At 40.8% G+C, this 18,842-nt stretch carries 20 protein-coding genes, 1 pseudogene and 1 other annotated feature; of the genes and pseudogenes, 6 read left to right on the top strand and 15 right to left on the bottom strand.

Features of this window, described 5'->3' with window-relative positions:
* Nucleotides 1–24 precede the first annotated feature (24 nt).
* The 5 genes from NSU13_RS13730 to NSU13_RS13750 form a co-directional block, all read right to left on the bottom strand.
* Complete coding sequence (locus NSU13_RS13730; protein ID WP_087976618.1) at nucleotides 25–885, bottom strand: carbohydrate ABC transporter permease; 861 nt, start codon at nucleotides 883–885, stop codon at nucleotides 25–27.
* A gap of 219 nt (nucleotides 886–1,104) precedes the next feature.
* Nucleotides 1,105–1,857, bottom strand: a complete 753-nt coding sequence (locus NSU13_RS13735) for an NAD(P)-dependent oxidoreductase (protein ID WP_327825874.1) — start codon at nucleotides 1,855–1,857, stop codon at nucleotides 1,105–1,107.
* 46 nt (nucleotides 1,858–1,903) lie between these two features.
* The gene (locus NSU13_RS13740; RefSeq protein ID WP_335370748.1) at nucleotides 1,904–2,806 is read right to left on the bottom strand and encodes a dienelactone hydrolase family protein; all 903 of its coding nucleotides are present in this window, start codon (nucleotides 2,804–2,806) and stop codon (nucleotides 1,904–1,906) included.
* Nucleotides 2,807–2,936: 130 nt separating this feature from the next.
* On the bottom strand, nucleotides 2,937–5,351 hold the full coding sequence (leuS, locus tag NSU13_RS13745) for a leucine--tRNA ligase (protein WP_024424893.1): 2,415 nt from the start codon (nucleotides 5,349–5,351) through the stop codon (nucleotides 2,937–2,939).
* A 97-nt stretch (nucleotides 5,352–5,448) separates the two neighbouring features.
* Nucleotides 5,449–5,670: a binding site (T-box leader), on the bottom strand.
* Between the two features lie 103 nt (nucleotides 5,671–5,773).
* Nucleotides 5,774–6,103: a DUF4257 domain-containing protein gene (locus NSU13_RS13750; protein ID WP_008343006.1), complete on the bottom strand. Its 330-nt coding sequence runs from the start codon at nucleotides 6,101–6,103 to the stop codon at nucleotides 5,774–5,776.
* Nucleotides 6,104–6,525: 422 nt separating this feature from the next.
* Between NSU13_RS13750 and NSU13_RS13755 the strand changes: the two genes are divergently transcribed.
* Nucleotides 6,526–7,329: an STAS domain-containing protein gene (locus NSU13_RS13755; RefSeq protein ID WP_024426208.1), complete on the top strand. Its 804-nt coding sequence runs from the start codon at nucleotides 6,526–6,528 to the stop codon at nucleotides 7,327–7,329.
* An 86-nt stretch (nucleotides 7,330–7,415) separates the two neighbouring features.
* Nucleotides 7,416–8,114, top strand: a complete 699-nt coding sequence (locus NSU13_RS13760) for a hypothetical protein (RefSeq protein WP_098677212.1) — start codon at nucleotides 7,416–7,418, stop codon at nucleotides 8,112–8,114.
* 64 nt (nucleotides 8,115–8,178) lie between these two features.
* On the opposite strand, the gene NSU13_RS13765 is transcribed toward NSU13_RS13760, so the two are convergent.
* From NSU13_RS13765 to NSU13_RS13790, 6 genes are read right to left on the bottom strand one after another with little or no spacing between them, the layout of a single operon-like run.
* Nucleotides 8,179–9,489 carry an ABC transporter permease gene (locus tag NSU13_RS13765; protein WP_024424896.1) on the bottom strand — a complete coding sequence of 437 codons (1,311 nt, stop codon included), beginning with the start codon at nucleotides 9,487–9,489 and terminating at the stop codon, nucleotides 8,179–8,181.
* Nucleotides 9,479–10,177 carry an ABC transporter ATP-binding protein gene (locus NSU13_RS13770; protein ID WP_044332340.1) on the bottom strand — a complete coding sequence of 233 codons (699 nt, stop codon included), beginning with the start codon at nucleotides 10,175–10,177 and terminating at the stop codon, nucleotides 9,479–9,481. The genes NSU13_RS13765 and NSU13_RS13770 overlap by 11 nt, the downstream gene beginning before the upstream one ends.
* Nucleotides 10,178–10,198: 21 nt before the next feature.
* Nucleotides 10,199–11,185: an ABC transporter permease subunit gene (locus NSU13_RS13775; protein WP_211043045.1), complete on the bottom strand. Its 987-nt coding sequence runs from the start codon at nucleotides 11,183–11,185 to the stop codon at nucleotides 10,199–10,201.
* Complete coding sequence (locus tag NSU13_RS13780) at nucleotides 11,179–12,057, bottom strand: ABC transporter ATP-binding protein (protein WP_135032626.1); 879 nt, start codon at nucleotides 12,055–12,057, stop codon at nucleotides 11,179–11,181. Before NSU13_RS13780 ends, NSU13_RS13775 begins: the two co-directional genes overlap by 7 nt.
* Nucleotides 12,050–12,442, bottom strand: a complete 393-nt coding sequence (locus tag NSU13_RS13785) for a GntR family transcriptional regulator (protein ID WP_019743690.1) — start codon at nucleotides 12,440–12,442, stop codon at nucleotides 12,050–12,052. Before NSU13_RS13785 ends, NSU13_RS13780 begins: the two co-directional genes overlap by 8 nt.
* Nucleotides 12,443–12,459: 17 nt before the next feature.
* Nucleotides 12,460–12,639: a hypothetical protein gene (locus NSU13_RS13790; protein WP_024424901.1), complete on the bottom strand. Its 180-nt coding sequence runs from the start codon at nucleotides 12,637–12,639 to the stop codon at nucleotides 12,460–12,462.
* Nucleotides 12,640–12,832: 193 nt separating this feature from the next.
* Here NSU13_RS13790 and NSU13_RS13795 point away from each other — a divergent pair.
* Nucleotides 12,833–13,799: pseudogene (locus NSU13_RS13795) on the top strand (IS1595 family transposase).
* A gap of 35 nt (nucleotides 13,800–13,834) precedes the next feature.
* On the opposite strand, the gene NSU13_RS13800 reads toward NSU13_RS13795, so the two are convergent.
* Together NSU13_RS13800 and NSU13_RS13805 are read right to left on the bottom strand one after the other, a co-directional pair.
* A complete protein-coding gene (locus NSU13_RS13800; RefSeq protein WP_034622631.1) occupies nucleotides 13,835–14,167 on the bottom strand; it encodes a hypothetical protein in 333 nt (110 codons plus the stop codon).
* A 153-nt stretch (nucleotides 14,168–14,320) separates the two neighbouring features.
* Complete coding sequence (locus NSU13_RS13805) at nucleotides 14,321–14,596, bottom strand: YtzC family protein (protein WP_024424902.1); 276 nt, start codon at nucleotides 14,594–14,596, stop codon at nucleotides 14,321–14,323.
* Nucleotides 14,597–14,748: 152 nt separating this feature from the next.
* Between NSU13_RS13805 and NSU13_RS13810 the strand changes: the two genes are divergently transcribed.
* Entirely contained in the window at nucleotides 14,749–15,714 is a 966-nt protein-coding gene (locus NSU13_RS13810) for a TIGR01212 family radical SAM protein (protein WP_017358356.1), read from the top strand.
* Nucleotides 15,711–16,286 carry a class I SAM-dependent methyltransferase gene (locus tag NSU13_RS13815; protein ID WP_041107355.1) on the top strand — a complete coding sequence of 192 codons (576 nt, stop codon included), beginning with the start codon at nucleotides 15,711–15,713 and terminating at the stop codon, nucleotides 16,284–16,286. Before NSU13_RS13810 ends, NSU13_RS13815 begins: the two co-directional genes overlap by 4 nt.
* A gap of 15 nt (nucleotides 16,287–16,301) precedes the next feature.
* On the opposite strand, the gene NSU13_RS13820 is transcribed toward NSU13_RS13815, so the two are convergent.
* Both NSU13_RS13820 and NSU13_RS13825 read right to left on the bottom strand, forming a co-directional pair.
* Nucleotides 16,302–17,381, bottom strand: coding sequence for a tetraprenyl-beta-curcumene synthase family protein (locus NSU13_RS13820; protein WP_024424905.1), 1,080 nt, complete (start codon nucleotides 17,379–17,381; stop codon nucleotides 16,302–16,304).
* Between the two features lie 30 nt (nucleotides 17,382–17,411).
* Nucleotides 17,412–18,191 (bottom strand): alpha/beta hydrolase, encoded by a 780-nt coding sequence (locus NSU13_RS13825; RefSeq protein WP_024424906.1) that lies wholly within the window; start codon nucleotides 18,189–18,191, stop codon nucleotides 17,412–17,414.
* Nucleotides 18,192–18,236: 45 nt separating this feature from the next.
* Here NSU13_RS13825 and NSU13_RS13830 point away from each other — a divergent pair, with 45 nt between their 5' ends.
* Complete coding sequence (locus NSU13_RS13830; RefSeq protein ID WP_024426216.1) at nucleotides 18,237–18,752, top strand: gamma carbonic anhydrase family protein; 516 nt, start codon at nucleotides 18,237–18,239, stop codon at nucleotides 18,750–18,752.
* Nucleotides 18,753–18,842: the final 90 nt, after the last annotated feature.

The following is an 18,842-nucleotide window of genomic DNA, read 5'->3' on the forward strand; positions in this document are numbered from 1 at the left end:
AGATCCCTCCGTTGTTCCATCTTTTTAACCCTTTACAGAACCTAGTAATGCCCCTTTGTTGAAATGCTTTTGAATAAATGGATAGACAAGCAGAACCGGAATGGTTGCTACAACGATCACAGCCATTTTAATCGTCTGGTCTGGCGGTGGTGTGGATGAGCCCATATCCGACATATCTCCCTGCATTCCGCTTGAGACAATGACAATCTGTCTCAGCAGCACCTGAATCGGCCACTTCACTGAATCATTTAAATACAGAATGGCAGTCATATACGTATTCCAATACGTCACGGCATAAAAAAGTGAAATGGTTGCAATGGCTGGCAAAGAAAGTGGGAGCACAATTTTAAAGAAAATCCCTAAATCGTTACAGCCGTCCATCTTCGCTGATTCCTCAAGGCTTGCCGGTATGTTTTGAAAGAAATTTTTCAAAATGATTAAATTGAACGCATTGATTGCAACCGGTAGAATAAGTGACCAATACGTATCAAGCAGACCAAGTGTTTTCACCACAATAAACGTCGGAATCATCCCTCCGCTAAACAGCATCGTGAAAACAACGAGAAACATCAGTGTTCTTCGGCCTTTTAGCTCCTGGCGAGACAGCCCGTATGCCATAAGCGAGGACAAAAACATGCTGACAGCTGTTCCAACGAGCGTCACAAGAATGGACACAATGAGGCTGCGATACACAATATCTGTAGAAAAAATATATCGATATGCCTCTAAAGAAAACGTCGTCGGAAACAAGATAAACTTCTTCGTGATGACCTCTTCTACTGTTGCAAAAGAGGCCGCAATGACATGGATGAACGGAAGCACACATATTAATGCGAACATGAGTAGAAAAGAGTAATTAAATAAATTGAACAATCGGCCTTTAATAGAACGATCTATGTTCATCACGCCCTTTCTTTGAAAGCGTTATCATTTCATCTGAAAGTAAGCTGCAGCCTGTGACGATATCGTGATTAAAATGTAACAAACGGGGGAAGAAAGCGTCTATAATCATTTTGACAGACCAACTGGATAGATCATGTCAGCCGTGCTTTTATGCTCATGAAACAAAAGAATAAGATCATTAGCTCATGACATGATTATGCCTTATGCTCGATCATTTTCTTCGAGGATTTCCGTCGTATTGACATCTGGTTCATAGCCTAACTCCAGCTTCGTTTTCTCAGTAGACCACGGCTTTTCTTCATTCTCTGATACAGCATAATAGGTCCCAAAGGAGATATTCGTTTCAATCGCTGCCTTTATCATACCTGCAAGATCTTCATGTGACAGCAGTGTTCTTTTTGTTCTTTGTTTTTTGTGTAATGCCGTCATCTCATCTGTCACCACTGTTCCAATTCTTAAATTGATGACAGACATTCCCGTTTGATCGTGGAACAAACCCCCTAGCTGTTCGGAAGCAAATTTTAAAATGCCATAGACATTTTTAGTCGCAGGCACATCGTCAGTTGTAATCTGCCGCCCAAGTAAGGAGCGTCCATCCTCTTCATAACGATCCGTCACATGGTTGCTGCTTGCAAAAATGACTTTTCGTATGCCATGCCGCGCGGCTGAACGAAACATATAATAGGTACTCCTCCAAAAAATATCAGTCATTTTTGCAAATTCTTCATGATCCATCACATCATGCGTCATGTCCATGTTTAGAAGATGCAAGATGACATCTGTATCCCGCGGAATTGCCTCATATACATTCTGTTCATTCGCTGCATCGGCTAAAATGACTCCTTCTACACAGCTCGTTAGATCAATAATCGTGACGCTGTACTCATCAGAGAGCGCTTTTGTTAAAAGACGTCCAATCACACCGCATCCGCCAATGATGGTGATTTTTTTCATCTGTCTCCTCCTTTCTTTTGACGTAGTATGTCCAAGCGTTTCTTGATTACAGCCACTTTTTCAAAAATCGTGTCGCCTCGTGACGCATAGCGGCTGTTTCAAAATGACCTGCATGAAGACGGGTAAGCTGATATCGTTCTTTCAATGAAGCAGCTTCATAGGTTTGACTCAATACCTTTTGAATCCTTCCAACGCCTTCAGCAGGCGTGAGCTGATCAAGTTTTCCAACTAAGCTTAAATGCGGTCTTGGAAAAATCATTTCTTGAATGTCCGCTGCTGTAAAATGCTTCGCCAAGCTCGGTACATAGTAATAAAAGCCATGTCTGTCCAAATTGTTCGTTTCAATTAATGTATGATGGTCCACCTGTGCACAAAGATCAATACACACACTGACCCTCTCATCAAGTGCAGCCGTCCACCAGGAAAGAAGACCGCCCATTGACATCCCAAAGACAGCTAACCTGTCCGCCAGCACATCAGATCGAGACAGCAAATAATCAATCGCACACATACTTTCATACAGCATCATGCCCCACATCACTTTTCCTGTTAAAAGCATTTCCTTAAAAATTTCACTTTCTGTTCTTCCTCTTCTCTCGCCGAACCCTGCATGATCAATGGCCAGTACACTATATCCTTTTGACGTAAACTCTTTTGCATATGAAGGCGTTTGCAAATAATGAGCACCTTTTAACAGCTCGTCCTTCCCATTCACGTAATTCCCGCCATGAGAGTGCTGGAACAGCACAACGGGTCTTTTTTTCACTGTATCCTTCGGTTTCACGAAATAAGCAGGGAGTTCCTCTACACCATTCATGGAGAGAATGAGTGTTTCCACTACATATGATTCACGTTCTTCCATTTTTAACGTATAAGCCTCCACGCGATGACGTTCTGGCATTTCTCCTAACAGACTGAGCAGTTGTTCACGTTTGTTTTCCTTTTCCATTGACGTCACTCCTCATTTTCTTGGTCACCTGTTAAAATACGAGACCGATGCGGGAATCACCTTGTTTTCGACAAAATTATGTCCCGGGAAATAAAGAACACCCACCGGTTTATACCGATGGGTGTCATCATTAGTTCGCAACAATATTGACAAGCTTCCCAGGAACCGCAATCACTTTACGAATGGTCTTCCCTTCAAGCTGTTCTTTTACGCGTGCATCATTTTTCGCGAGCTCTTCTAACTGCTCCCTTGTTGCATCAGCAGGAACGGTTAATTTTGCTTTTACTTTACCGTTAAGCTGTACGACAATTTCTACTTCATCGTCGACAAGTTTTGACTCATCATATTGAGGCCATGCTTCATAAGAAATAGATCCTTCATGACCAAGTTTATTCCAAAGCTCTTCTGCTAAATGCGGTGCAATTGGAGAAAGAAGCTTTACAAAGCCTTCTGCATATTCTTTCGGCAGTGTATCAGCTTTATAGGCATCGTTGATAAACACCATTAATTGTGAAATGCCTGTATTGAAACGCAAGCCTTCATAATGATCCGTTACCTTCATGACTGTTTCATGATAGCTGCGTTCTAATGCGCCGCCAGATTGCTCTGTCACTTTATCACTGAGTGAGCCATCTTCATTTGTAAAGAGACGCCATACACGATCAAGGAAACGACGAGCGCCATCAAGTCCTGTTTCAGACCAAGCAATTGACGCATCTAAAGGTCCCATGAACATTTCATAAAGTCGTAATGTATCCGCACCATGAGATTCTACGATATCATCCGGGTTGACCACATTTCCTTTTGATTTACTCATTTTTTCATTGTTTTCCCCAAGAATCATACCTTGGTTGAACAATTTCATGAAAGGTTCTTTTGTTGGAACAACACCGATATCATACAAGAACTTATGCCAGAAGCGTGCATATAGAAGATGCAGTACAGCGTGTTCTGCTCCACCGATATACACATCAACTGGAAGCCATTTCTTCAGCTTCTCAGGAGAGGCAAGCTCTTCTGTGTTATGAGGATCAATATAACGTAAGAAATACCAGCAGCTGCCTGCCCATTGCGGCATTGTATTCGTTTCGCGGCGGCCTTTCTTACCTGTAACAGGATCTACAACCTCAACCCAGTCTTTAATATTGGCTAATGGTGATTCACCTGTACCACTTGGCTTAATCTCTGTCGTCTTAGGCAAGATCAGTGGAAGCTCTTCTTCTGAAACAGCTGAAGATGTTCCGTCCTCCCAATGAATGATTGGAATCGGCTCACCCCAGTAGCGCTGACGGCTGAACAGCCAGTCTCTTAAACGATATGTGACTTTCTTTTCACCTTTTTGATGTTCTTCAAGCCATGCAATCGCTTTTTCAATCGCTTCTTCTTTTCCTAAGCCATTTAGGAAATCAGAGTTAATGTGCTTTCCATCACCTGTGTAGGCTTCTTTTTCAATGTCTCCGCCTTCTACAACTTCTTTAATTGGAAGATCAAAGGTTTTGGCGAATTCATAGTCACGTTCATCATGGGCAGGAACCGCCATAATGGCTCCAGTTCCATAAGTCGCCAGCACGTAATCGGCAATCCAAATCGGCATCTTTTCACCATTTAAAGGATTGATGGCATACGCTCCTGTGAAAATACCTGTCTTCGTTTTAGCAAGATCTGTCCGCTCTAAGTCACTCTTTGATTGAATCTCTTTGATATACGCTTTGACAGCTTCTTTTTGAGCATCTGATGTAATTTTTTCAACAAGTGCATGCTCTGGTGCAAGCACTGCATATGTTGCGCCAAATAGTGTATCAGGACGCGTTGTAAAAACCGTAAACTGTTCGTCATGTCCTTCTACTTCAAAATGAACGTGCGCACCTTCAGAGCGTCCGATCCAGTTACGCTGCATATCTTTGATGCTTTCAGGCCAATCAATGTCCTCTAAATCTTCTAACAGCCTGTCCGCATATGCTGTAATCTTTAGCATCCACTGCTTCATAGGACGTCTTTCAACAGGATGCCCTCCGCGTTCACTTTTTCCATCAATGACTTCTTCATTTGCAAGCACTGTGCCAAGCGCTGGGCACCAGTTCACTGGTACTTCATCGATATAGGCCAATCCTTTTTCGTACAATTTTAAGAAAATCCATTGTGTCCATTTGTAGTAATTCGGATCTGTCGTGTTGATTTCTCGATCCCAATCATACGAGAACCCTAGTGATTGAATTTGGCGGCGGAAGTTATTGATGTTCTCTTCTGTAAAAGCCGCCGGATCATTTCCTGTATCAAGTGCATACTGTTCTGCTGGGAGACCAAATGCGTCCCATCCCATTGGATGAAGAACATCATATCCCTGCATGCGTTTCATGCGTGATAAAATATCCGTTGCTGTATAGCCCTCAGGGTGCCCGACATGAAGCCCTGCTCCTGATGGATATGGAAACATATCAAGTGCATAAAACTTCGGTTTATCTTCCGAGTCAGATGTGGCGAATGTTTTATGTGTCAGCCAATAATCCTGCCACTTCTTTTCAATTTCCCGATGCTGAAAACTCAATGTGAAAACCTCCTTTAATATGTACGGCTTTATCTGCTTAGATGACCACTGCAAGAATTCAGATTTTTCTAAAATCAACAAAAAACCCTCATCCCTGGAAAGGGACGAGAGATTTTTTGGTTCCCGCGGTACCACCCTTGTTAGCGTAACATGCTGTTCGTACGCTCACTTAATATCTTTAACGCAGACATGCGACAGAAGCTTTAACGCAACTGCAACTCTGAGGCGAGTTCAGAAGCAGATTTGATTGACTTTCACCAGCCGTCAATTCTCTAAAGACAAATACTGCTTTCCTACTACTCCTCTTCACTGTTCTTATCGTAACCGTCATCTAAGTAGTATTTTATAGAATTATGATCATAAGTGCAAGCAGGTTTGTATACAATGGGAATGTACCCTAGACTAGGGTAAAGTAGAGGATATTATTCGTGTGGAGATCGGTTATGACGGTTGGAGCCTGCATCCTGTGAACGTTCTTCTCTCACAAAATCGAAGCTTCGCAGAACTGCTTCTCCTCCGTAACCTGAAATAATGGATAAGATGATCAAGTGCAGACTAGATTCGGGATTTGAGGATAAGACAAGCAGTGTAGCGGCAATCATCCCAACGAGCCAATCTTCAATAAACCCTAAGTAAATAAACTTTTTTGTCATTCTGGGCTTCTCTAGCCTGCCTTTTTTCTTTACGTGACCGAGAATGCCCATGACCCCTCCAATGGCGCAAGCAATAATGACTTGTTGCAGCATTTTCATCACCTTCCTAAAGCCCTTAGAATAGTAAAGCGACTTCAGGCTGTCCAGCCCCCTGTAATGCCATTCTGCTGTTCCGTCATAATCCATGTAAAAGGTCTATTCTCTCTAACGAAGAAAAAAAGCTTGTTTCTTCCATTATATGTGAATGACCTAAAAACAATCTTGATGCATTGGAATCATTTTTACCTAATCCATATTAACTATTTTTGTCATTTTATGAATGATGAGTAATTGATTCCTTCTTTTTCTAATGAAAAGTCTCCTTACTTACTCTATTCTAATGGAGGACAAACTATGATGACAAATTTAACAAAGCGTTTGCAATCGTTGAAACAGAACATATGTTATGTTACGTTTAAAAGGATTCATTTGGTTGAAAAGACAACCATTTGATATGTCTTATAGCAGCAAAGGAGGGTAATATGGTCAGCTCGAACATTTTCGGCTTGCAAAAACAGCTTGAACTCATCAAAAAAGCGCTGGATCATGCGCGGATCGGTGTTGTCATTACAGACCCTTCCTTAGAGGATAACCCTATCGTTTATGTGAATCACGGCTTTACACAAATGACTGGATACAAACCAGATGAAATTCTTGGTCGTAATTGTCGATTCCTTCAAGGAAAAGACACGGATCAAAAGCAGCTTGCTTTAATTCGTCATGGAATTCAAAACAAAACACCTATTACCACACAGCTAAAAAATTATAAAAAAGACGGCACTTTTTTTTGGAATGAACTCAATATAGATCCTCTATACATTGAACAAGATGACAAAACATTTTTCATTGGTTTTCAAAAGGATATTACGAAACAGAAAGAATATGAACAGCTCCTAGAAGATTCCTTACAGGAAGTCACCTCTCTTTCGACGCCAATCGTCCCAATCAAAAATGGTGTATCTGCTCTTCCGCTTATCGGGAAATTATCTGAAGAACGCTTTGATGCTATTGTCGCTAAGTTAACCTGTATATTAGATGATTCAAAGGATGATTATTTAATTGTCGACCTTTCTGGTTTAATCGAAGTCGATGATTCCGTTGCAGCACGTATTTTCAAACTGCATCATCTTCTCAATCTTACTGGAACCGAACTGATCATCACTGGGATTAAGCCGCAGCTTGCGCTGAAAATGAAAGACCTCGATACAGATTTCCAGAATACGATCACTTATTTGACAGTAAAAGAAGCCATAAAAGGATTACCATTAGCTGAAAACCCTGTGTAAACAGGGTTTTTTTAATTGAACCGCTCCCCAAAATGGAAAAATGAGGTATGATAGGTGTAAATAGCAATTTAGGGGGGCTGTTAGATATGCTGTTACTCATATTAGGTCTTTTATGTATTTGTTTTGCCATCGGATATGCTGTCAATTTCTTCTTACTCAAACGCAAGAACGAGCTGATTTTTTCAAAGAAACTTTTTTATCCTTTTTTGATCATTGGTCTCTTCTTTTCCATTATGTCATTACCGCTTACTGCTGGAAATGCGCCAAAGGCACAAGCCGATCCATCTTCCGAACAGCTGTTAAAGGATCAAAAGGAACTCTCCTCTGACATTTCGCGCTTAACAGCTGATAAAGAGTCGCTTACCTCCTCTTTAGAAGATGCGGAGAAGGAAAAAGAAAAGCTGGAAAAAAAGCTAGAAACCATCACCTCAGAAAAAGAAACGGTCAAACAGCAAGAAAAGACCATTCAATCGCTTGAACAGAAAATAGACAAGCTCACCTCCAGCAATGAAACACTCAAACAAGAAATCAAGAATAGCAGCAGCGATACGAAGTCTTCCACCGTCCAGCGCTCCGCACCTAAAGATGAAGGAAAAAGCACAGGCGGTCATGAATCACAAAAGGAAACAAAAAAAGAATCGGCTGCCTGTAACATTAAAGGGAGTGTCAACGGTATTTACCACACACCAAGCAGCAGATACTACTCTAGAACAAAGAATATAACCAAAATGTTCTGCTCTGTTGAAGAGGCAGAGCGTGCCGGATACAGGGCACCTAAGCAATAGCGATGTTTAATTAGATAAAAAAGAACCTCCTGAGCGCCCAATCGGGTTTACAGGAGGTTCTTTTTTAGATTTCTCTTCTTAAAGCTGCTAATACATTCGTTTTTGTTGCCTTACGTGCCGGGTTAAGCCCTGAAATGATCGCTACCCCTGCGCTGATCACTGTCGCTGTAATGACAAGGCTGAGTGGAATATAGGAAAAAGTAATCGAGAATTGATCGCTTGATCCTCCCTCAGACATGGACGACAAAATGGCTGGGATGATTAAATTAACGGCGAAACTAATCAAATATGAGATGATAATACCGATGATTGATCCGATTACTCCAATATAAGCACTTTCCATTAGGAACATCCGCTTGATAATGGATGGATTCGCGCCAATGGCTTTCATAATCCCAATCTCTTGTGTTCGCTCTGTTACCGCCATGGTCATCGTATTGAAAATTCCGATGGCAGAAATAATGACTGCAATACATCCGACAAAAATGAGTCCAATTTTGAAGACCGTAAAGAACATATCCATTCCTTCAAGCTGGTTCGTCACAGAGATGACTTGATAGCCCTCATCTGTCAGTTTATTCGTGAGCGTACCGACATTGTCGAATTTATCTGCATAAACAGAGGTCATTTTCTCGACATTTCCTGCTTCAGGAGACAGATCGAGTATTTGACCAAATTCTTTTTCATAAGCATTCGGAATCAGAATTTTATGATCCTCCTGCCACTCCAAATTCGGCTTTTTCAAAACGCCTACTACACGGAAATCAAATGTTTTTTCTTTAACGACTTCACCTTCTTCATTTAGTTTTGGCACTTTGATTTGAATCACTTTATTTAAAATATCCTTCGTGTAGCCTTTTGGCTCCTTCGGTGTTTCTTCCCCATTTGACGTCTGGTTTAATTCTTTTTCATAGGCTTCGCGTTCTTTTTTTGTCCACAGTTGCTGCGCCATATGATACCCAACCACAATTTCGTTCGCTGATGTTGGGACTTTTCCTCGGTCTAGTTCAAGACCTGCTTCTTTTTCTTCTTTCATATCAGTCAAAGCAGCCTGCGTTTCACTTGAACGGTTATCGAGCTCGACGTTAACCGAAGGATTGATTGCCGTTCTTGAGACGACAGATTTCACATGATCATATTTCTTTAAATCATCAATCTTAACGTCTCCTTTTTCTTTTCCTAACACTTTAATTTCTGTGATGATTTGCTGCTTCATAATTTCATCTTGAGCTGATTTTTGCAAACCAAAACCGACAGACGCTAGAACGATTAAGAAAGAGCATGCCATTGTCGTCGCAAGAATGGTCATAAACACACGCAATCTATTTTTCTTCATATTTCTTCTAATGAATTTGACCTGATCTCTAAATTTCAATGGATTGTTCCCCTTTCTTTAATACACCGTCGTGAAGCTGGAACGTTGTGTCTGCGATTGAAGCGACTTCATCGTCATGTGTAATGATGACAAATGTAATTCCTTTTTCGCGATTGAGCTGCTGGATAAAGGCTAAAATTTCTCCTTCAGTTTCTGAATCCAGACTGCCTGTTGGTTCATCTGCTAAAATAATTGATGGATTTAAAATCAAGGCTCTTGCAATACTCACACGCTGCTGCTGTCCGCCTGACAGCTCATTTGGGTAATGTCCTGCGTGGTGTTCGAGTCCTACTCGTTTCAGCATTTCTTTTACTTTCACTTTTCGTTCAGACGGCTTCACCCCTTTTAAAGTGAGCGGAAGTTCAACATTCTCATACGTTGTTAAGCTCCCGATCAATTGAAAGCTTTGAAAGATAAAGCCAAAGTGATCTAAGCGAAAGTCTGCCCATTCTTTTTCATTAAAGCCGGTCACATCGGTGCCATCAATGACAATTTTTCCGCTCGTTGGCGTAATATAGCCTGATATTAAGTTCAATAAAGTCGATTTCCCCGAACCACTTCGTCCAACAATACAAGCAATATCGCCTCTTTTGATGGACAGGTCAATCCCTTTCAGCACAGGAATTTCATTTTCCCTGCCCTTTTTACCAATTTTAAATACATGATCTAATGCTTGAATCTGAATCATCTCTACTCCCCTGCTCTCTGTTTATCTTTTTCTATAGATTAAGAAATAACTCGTTAAGGCGCCTACGACTCCACCGATGAGCATGCCAACGATATAACCAAATATGGAATTATCTGAAGAAAAACCAAACCATCCAAACCCTAGAACACCGAAGACGATGACCATAATCTGAATAGGTCTATCCATACTTGAGTAAAGGAAGAAGCGGCCATTTCTTTCAATTGGATGTTTTATAAAGCTAATTAAGCCAATTAGATAAAACAGAACCACCATGACAATAGGTATAATGATTTTTTCGCCTGAGAACCAAAGAGGATAATCAGATCGGAAAGGTTCATCTATAATATAGTTGATTGGAGATATAGGCGATATCAAATAAGCGAAGCTCTTATCTAACCAACTCCCACTTGTCTTGATGATAAAATCTACATGAACAAGCGGTAATCCGATCACTAAAAAGGGTAAAATAGCTGTGCTGAACCCAACGATTGCTTGCGCAATGGAACTTCCGGTTAAAGTACCCGCTGCAAAAAATAAACTATAAAACATCAAGGAGGACACAAGCGAAATGATATAAACGCTATGAAAGCCAGGTGTCTCTAGTGGGTCAAGTCCTAAAATAAGTAAATAAGTAAGAACATAAGAAACGGCATGAGCGACTGCAATGATTCCAGCACCTAAGAAAAACTTTGTGTGATAGATTGTACTCCTGCTAAATGGTAAGGATAAGGTAAAATCCATCTGCCCTTTATTTCTCTCAAATCCAAGCTGCATGACAGCAAAGAAAATTCCCATTAGCCATGAAAGAGAGAGGAATGGATCCGTCTTAAAGATATAAGAAAAACGTGGTGCATCCGTAATACACTCTGTATCGTTTAGACACGTTTGAAAAGACGAATATTCCATTAAGAATGCGAAGGGCGTCGCAAGCGCAGCAACAAGCATCACTAAAATGAATGTCAGCTCAGATTGCTTCCACTCCTTATATAATAATTGCCGCTTTACCATCTGCGTTTCCCTCCAAACTTCGCAATGAATACTTCTTCTAAATTCACAGGCAGTTCATGCCATACTTTTGGCTTCAGTGACTTCAAGTACTCTTTAGCTTCTTCGTCGGTTTTTAGAACAAGCGCTGTATAGAAAACGCCCGCTTGATCCAAAATCGCAACGCCATTTTTTCGAATACTTAAGTTCATATCTTCTTCAAAGGCCATTTGGATTTTGACATAGTCATTCTTTAATTCATCTAAATCCATGACACTTGTGAGTTCATTTCCTTCTAAAAATCCAATTCGATTACACATACGCTCAATGTCCTCTAAGCGGTGAGATGTAATTAAAATCGTTGTTTGTCGTTCTGCCACCTCGTCAATCATCAGCTGAAGAACGTCATTTCTTGTGACGGCATCAATACCATCAGTCGGCTCATCTAATAAAATGACCGCTGGTTTGATGGCAAAGCTTAAAATTAATGACAGCTGTTTCTTTAACCCTGTCGACAACTCACGATACTTCACTTTTTCCGGAATTTCATAGCGGTTCACAAGCTCATTGGCATAGGTCACGTCAAACTTTGGATACATATGCTTTAACAGCTGGACAAGCTGTCCGTAATTGTATCTGTCAAAGTAAGGATTCACGACCGGCATAAATACAATATTTTGCTTTACTAAAGGGTGGTCTTTCACCAGCACATCTTTAAAATAAATCTCTCCTTCATCCGGAAGAAGAATTTGCTGAATCAATCTGAGAAGTGTTGTTTTCCCAGAGCCATTCCGGCCAAGCAGACCGAAGATCTCACCTTCGCCTATTTTGAAGGAAACGTCGCTGAGTACTTCGCGTCCATTTAATTTCTTCGATACATTTCTGACCTCAATCAACTTGTTTTCCTCCTTTTAGACTTGAGCCGATCTCTTCCAGCCATTCCTTGAGCTGATGAATATCAATACCAGCATAATGAGCTTCTATGATGAGTTGTCTTAACTGTTCTTTCATCTCGAGCACCTTCCCTTCATTCAGCTTTAACTGAGCACCTTCTGTTACATACGTACCGCGGCCCCGCAGAGTTTCAATAATCCCTTCCCGCTCCAGCTCTTTATACGCTTTACTGACGGTGTTTGGGTTGGCAATAATAATGGTGGCGAGCTCTCTGACAGAGGGCAGTTTGTCACCTGGCTTCATCACGCCTTTTAAACATAAAATTTTGAGCTGCTCAATGATTTGTTCATATATTGGCGCAGCGCTTCTTGGATCTATTTGAATCATGATGACTCCCTCTTTCCTCATTCATGCTTTTGCAGTCCTATCGCTTGATCATGTCCTTGCATTAAAGGAACTGAATTGGGTATCAAATCTTTTTGAACTTCAAAACCAATGAAAACAAGAACGAAAAAAAATGTACATGCTAACGCAACAGCCAGCACCATCCACTTCAAATTGATTGGTTTTTTTTCTTTTTTCATGGTTGAACACCTTTCTTCACTTTTTAAGTGTCTGTAGTGTATTAGTTGATGTAGTACACTTAATACAATATAGACACTTAATTGAAAAGTCAAGAGACTCTAGAAAAAATAGGCTGTTTCGTAAAGATTGTTGCTTTCCTTGATTATACTGTTAAAAGGTTATTACAATGGGCATTCGAGAAGCGTTTTAAGTATGTGGGTAAATGTTTATGAAGAGTTCAGCGATTTAACCAAATCAGAGCAAATAGCCTTGTTAACGCAATGAAACAAGACTTGTTTCCAGACGAACCAGATAAAATTACGAAACTACTTAAAAGCATTCGTGAAGCCAAATTTGCTTCTGGTTTAGGGTGTGTTCATTGCGGTAGTACATCCATTAAACGGAACGGGAAATATCGCTCAAGACAACGCTATCTGTGTAACGATTGTGGAAAATCCTTCATTGATATGACCAACACATCATTCTCAGGCTCTCGTTATCAAGAAAAATGGGTAAAATACATTGAACTAATGGTTGAGGGTTATAAACGCTTTAAAAAACACATTTCCACCGCATTTTATTGGAGACATAAAATCTTGAACGCATCAGGCAGTTTCGGATTTAATCAACTTTAAGGTATCGTTGTAAATGATGAACCTTTCTTTCGTGAGTCTATGAAGGGGCGAGAAATCACCCATAGAAAAGCCAAAAAGCGTGGAGAAAAGGACGAAAAGGGAGGTATTTCTAACCTTAAAATCTGTTGTCGTAGCACAAGACCGTAATGGAAGTGTAATTGCTTGTAAGGCAGGAACAGGTCGTGTTAAAGCAGAAGGGTGAGTATATTCACCCTTCTGCTTTGTTATGCACTGATACAGCAACAAATTATAAAAAGTTCGCCAAGTAACAGGATTACAACATGAAACAGTCAATGAGCGTCAAAAACAGCGTGTAAGAAGGGGATTTACCACATTCAACACGTTAATAACTTTCACAATCGCCCAAAAAATGGATGGAGCGTTCCCAAGGAGTTGCAACAAAATATTTGGACAACTACCTCTACTGGTTCCGATGGCTTGATAAGGAAAAGAATTTAGCATTTGAAAAATGAGTAGAGCAAATGCTTGTTTTAGCGTGTCAAAAATCTAATTATTGTACAGTTGAGATGTTGAGAAGTGCATAATAAAAGACCCCGAATATTAAGGTTTCTACAAGGTTTTAATTAGATACTATTGCTTGGTTTTTGGACTTGCTTTTGAACAGGATTAGCACCCACCATACTAATAAAAATATATAGCCTATAACTGTAAAGATAGACCAAACTTCACCCTGTTGCAATTGACTAAATAAGTGTTCAAATTCATTCATTTCTTCTACTCTACCAATGCTATTTATCAGGCTAATAATCGGTATTGTAACAGTAAATACAATGGTTAGAATGGACAATCCCCTATGTTTATTTTTCACAACACTGAATATTGCAGTTCCTAATGTTGCTAAGAAAAACAAGTAATATAATGCCCAAAACCAATTAGGAAGAGTCTCCAACATTTTTTCTACCCCCTTGATTAAAGATATTTGCAATTTCTTTATAGAACATATTTTAACAGAATAAAACCAATTACAAATATATATCCAAAACAACAATCTTTGCGAAAACATCCAAAAAATAAAAAACAGACCCTTAAAAGAAGGATCTGTTCATCATTCATTATCGTAGGAAATCCCTAAAATCATTTGGTTTTGCAAGCTCTGAATTTGAACACGCGCCCTGTCTAACCGTTCTCTTTGCTGGTCATTGGCGACATCTTTTAATTTTTCTAATTCGTTGACCGTATTCTCAAGCATGAGCTGTGCTTTTGAAAACTCTTCCTCATTATAATGTTCCTGACGTGAGCTCAAATCAAATTGTTCATTTGCAAACTCAAGGGTTTCCGTACTTTTTTGGATAAATTCATCGATCGACTGCCTTGTTGCCATCTTACATTCCCTCCATTTCATCATCGCTCCCGCCTATTTTGCCCATGTAACGCTTTTTCACTAAAGAAAATGTTGGACAGATTCAATTGTCCTCCTTCGTGATTTTTGTTAAACTTTAAGGATGCCTATTATTATGCAAGGAGGTTACTGACTTGGATCAGCATAACCCTTTTTTATATTCAAACAGTGAAAAACGTTATCACACATGGAACTACCATTTGCGTGAACACTTTGGTCATAAAGTATTTAAAGTAGCCTTAGACGGCGGCTTTGACTGCCCAAACCGTGATGGTACTGTAGCCCACGGCGGCTGTACATTTTGCAGTGCCGCTGGATCTGGTGATTTTGCAGGAAACCGGGCTGATGATCTCATCACTCAATTTAACGAAATCAAAGACCGGATGCATACAAAATGGAAAGACGGAAAATACATGGCGTATTTCCAGGCGTATACAAACACACACGCTCCGCTACCTGTCCTAAAAGAAAAATATGAAACCGTTATGAATCTGGATGGTGTCGTAGGTCTATCCATTGCAACAAGACCTGACTGTCTGCCGGATGACGTAGTGGAGTATTTAGCCGAATTAAACGAACGCACTTACCTATGGGTAGAGCTTGGTCTTCAAACGGTACACGAACGGACAGCTATGCTCATTAACCGTGCTCATGATTATGAATGCTACGTTGAAGGTGTAGAAAAACTGAGAAAACACGGAATTCGTGTCTGCTCACATATCATCAATGGATTGCCTCTTGAAAACCGAGACATGATGATGGAAACAGCAAAAGCTGTTGCGGATTTAGATGTGCAGGGAATTAAAATTCATTTGCTTCACCTTTTAAAAGGAACCCCAATGGTCAAGCAATATGAAAAAGGAAAGCTTGAGTTTTTAAGCCAGGAGGAATATGTTCAGCTTGTTTGTGATCAGCTGGAGATTCTGCCGCCAGAAATGATTATTCATCGTATTACAGGCGACGGCCCAATTGAATTAATGGTTGGTCCAATGTGGAGTGTTAACAAGTGGGAAGTGCTCAATGCCATTAATGCTGAGCTCGAAAGACGTAACAGCTACCAAGGGAAACGTTTCGTCAGATTGGAAGAAGCAGCAAAATGATTTTGAAACGCATGCTTCCTTTTAGTAAAGAGCTGTTAGAACGCGCTTGTCAAAAAGGCGACATCGTTATAGATGCAACAATGGGCAACGGCCACGATACACTCTATTTAGCGGACCTTGTAGGAACTGATGGACAAGTGTTTGCATTCGACGTGCAAGAGGAAGCCTTGCAGCAGACAAGCAAAAGGCTTGGCGGTCAATATCCTTACGTTCACCTGATCCATGATGGACATGAAAAACTGGCGGATCATCTTCCGAAGGATGTTTATGGACATATATCTGGTGCAGTGTTTAACCTTGGGTATTTGCCTGGAGGCGATAAAGCCGTTACCACTCAGGCTCATACAACCATTGAATCGATCAAGCAGCTCCTCGAATGGCTCAAACCCGGAGGTCTAATCGTCCTTGTGATCTACCATGGACATCCCGAAGGAAAAAGAGAAAAAGAAGTGCTTCTCGACTATTGCAGATCCCTGCCTCATGAAGAGGTACAAGTTTTATCATATCAATACATGAATATTCAAAACGACCCGCCGTTTGTGGTCGCCATTGAAAAAAAGCTCAAATCCTAATGGATTTGAGCTTTTTTATGATGATTTCATCCAAGGCATTTTCTGATAGGTCCGATAGGCTCTTCCGTTAATATAGAAAAAGAACGATGTTTTCCCGCTTGATTTGATCAGCCGCTTTGCCAGCTTGTTCATCTCTTTTTGGGCTGTCACTTTTTCATCGGACAAATAGACCGCCAGTAATCCTCTGTTAATCAATTTGTGAAAGTTTTCATGCGGAATACCTTTCAGCTGCTCATCCGCTTTTTCGATAAAATGCTGAAGTCTATCCATCATCTCATGATGAGAATCATAGTATGAGCAAAAGTTCAGATCTCCCCCAAGCCGATCCTCTTCTTGGTCTATTAAATAATCGAGTAAAATGTGCAGACCTTGAATATAAGGGAAATAGCTTTCGTAAATTTGCTTCGCCTGCTTTTCTGTAAAATCAGGCTGCAGCGCATACGCCACAAGACAGAATATCCCTAACGTTGATCCCGCACAAGCTGAAAACTCATACCATTCCATCTTCGGCAAATCCTTTTCATATTGACGGAACCACGACTCTAATCTTGGCACACGTTCATGAGGAACGACGTGCTTATGTACTTGCAGGTCACTATAGTAATCACACAGCGTGTGTAAATATGGCTGAATGATCGGATAATGCCGAACGCGCGTAAGCACGTCTTGACATGTGCGGACAAGCGCATGTAAATATCCATGATCCTCTTGATCATCACGGAACTGATAGTATGGCTTGAGCTCAGCATGAATATCAAGCGCATCTCTCATCGCCTGATGCAGCATATGGAAATCCTTTGGATCAAGCGACGTGCTGCGGTCACATAGGTTATCTAAGTAATCACTAATGGTTTGATACGCCACAATGAATTCAATACACGTTTCTTTCTCTTCACCTGCTAGAAGAGATAAAATGCCTCCGCCTTCACAGTGAAACGTTTTACTCGATATGCTCGCTAGTGCCTGCGTTCTCAGTTCTTCATTTTCAATCATTTCGGCATGAGCCCGCCACTTTTTCAGCTCCTGATGAACAAGCGGAAAAATATCTTTATACACCTTTGTCATCAGTGCAAAAGGACGCTCTGGTACTGACAAATCACTCCACCCCCAACTTAAAGCTCACAATCAAATATATTGATCTGTAAAGGCTCTTGCCGCCTTAAACACATCTTCTCTTTCTGGTTCATTAAAAATTTCGTGATACAGCTCTTCCCATTCACGGTATGATTTATTGGTTGATTCTATGCCATTGAACCATTTAATCACCCTCGTTTTATCGACGATCTTATCATCACCCGCCTGCATTAAAAGGAGCGGGATCGATTTAAAGACATTCGTCGGCTGCATTGCCGCATCGATATTTTTGATCAGCTCTCGATACCAACGAACCGACACCTTTGTCACGTAAAGAGAATCATTTGAGTCTGCCTCAATGACCGCCTGATTTCGTGTGGCTAGTTCAATCGACAGCCCTGACTCCACTTTAAAAGACGGTGCCAGCACATTTAGACCTTTTGACGCAAAATCCATCAGCTTCTTCGGTTTAAATTGCAGACCTAAACAAGGTGATGATAAAATAAGGCCATTCAACTTCGTATGGGTATACTGCTTCATCCACTCAATTGAAATGAGTCCACCCATACTGTGTCCAAGTAAAAAAGTAGGAAGCCTGAATGATTTCGCATGTTCGATCCATTCATCGACTGTATCAATGTATTCTTGAAACGAACGAATGTGGCCTCGCGCACGTGTCGATGTGCCTTGTCCAGGCAAGTCACCCATGACGACGTGATAGCCTGCATTCCGCCACATTTCAATCAGCCATTTATATCGGCCGTGATATTCACTCGCACCATGTACAATGACAATTGTACCAACTGGTCTTTCAGCATGCCAAGTCCACAAAGGAAACACCTCACAAATGTTGTATTAAGAAAGGAAGTCGAAAAAGTGATTTATCCATATCATCAGTTTACACCTGAGATTCATGAATCGGTTTTTGTCGCAGATAACGCCACCATTACCGGTGATGTCACAATTGGAGAATATTCGAGCGTATGGTTTCAAACCGTCATCAGAGGCGATGTTGCACCTGTGAGAATTGGAAAGAACGTCAACATTCAAGATTTATCGTGCCTGCATCAAAGTCCTGGAAAAACACTTCTTATTGAAGATGGTGCTACTATTGGACACCAAGTCACATTACATAGCTCAATCATTCGAAAAAATGCCCTCATTGGCATGGGTTCCATCATTCTCGATGGTGCGGAGATTGGCGAAGGCGCCTTTATCGGTGCAGGAAGTCTTGTCCCTCAAGGAAAGGTCATCCCAAAAGGATCACTCGCTTTTGGCCGTCCAGCCAAAGTCGTTCGGCTGTTAACAGATGAAGATATTCAAGACATGGACCGAATCCGCAGAGAATATGTAGAAAAAGGACAATACTATCGTTCCCTTTTATCTCGTTAACATCATACGTGTATCTTCACTTTATCACGTTTTTTTCAGGATATTAAGCAATAACTATGAACCGCTTGTTATTTTACCCTTTTCCGCCAC

Origin of the sequence: Bacillus sp. FSL M8-0049 (assembly GCF_038593355.1) — a bacterium.
Taxonomy (GTDB): Bacteria; Bacillota; Bacilli; order Bacillales; family Bacillaceae; genus Bacillus; species Bacillus safensis.

Coding starts and splice junctions, on each gene's coding strand:
- NSU13_RS13735 (WP_327825874.1), bottom strand. CDS start 1,857: ATGAAAAAAATCACCATCATTGGCGGATGCGGTGTGATTGGACGTCTT.
- NSU13_RS13740 (WP_335370748.1), bottom strand. CDS start 2,806: ATGGAAAAGGAAAACAAACGTGAACAACTGCTCAGTCTGTTAGGAGAA.
- NSU13_RS13750 (WP_008343006.1), bottom strand. CDS start 6,103: ATGAAAATGCTGCAACAAGTCATTATTGCTTGCGCCATTGGAGGGGTC.
- NSU13_RS13755 (WP_024426208.1), top strand. CDS start 6,526: ATGGTCAGCTCGAACATTTTCGGCTTGCAAAAACAGCTTGAACTCATC.
- NSU13_RS13760 (WP_098677212.1), top strand. CDS start 7,416: ATGCTGTTACTCATATTAGGTCTTTTATGTATTTGTTTTGCCATCGGA.
- NSU13_RS13770 (WP_044332340.1), bottom strand. CDS start 10,177: ATGATTCAGATTCAAGCATTAGATCATGTATTTAAAATTGGTAAAAAG.
- NSU13_RS13775 (WP_211043045.1), bottom strand. CDS start 11,185: ATGGTAAAGCGGCAATTATTATATAAGGAGTGGAAGCAATCTGAGCTG.
- NSU13_RS13785 (WP_019743690.1), bottom strand. CDS start 12,442: ATGATTCAAATAGATCCAAGAAGCGCTGCGCCAATATATGAACAAATC.
- NSU13_RS13790 (WP_024424901.1), bottom strand. CDS start 12,639: ATGAAAAAAGAAAAAAAACCAATCAATTTGAAGTGGATGGTGCTGGCT.
- NSU13_RS13800 (WP_034622631.1), bottom strand. CDS start 14,167: ATGTTGGAGACTCTTCCTAATTGGTTTTGGGCATTATATTACTTGTTT.
- NSU13_RS13805 (WP_024424902.1), bottom strand. CDS start 14,596: ATGGCAACAAGGCAGTCGATCGATGAATTTATCCAAAAAAGTACGGAA.
- NSU13_RS13815 (WP_041107355.1), top strand. CDS start 15,711: ATGATTTTGAAACGCATGCTTCCTTTTAGTAAAGAGCTGTTAGAACGC.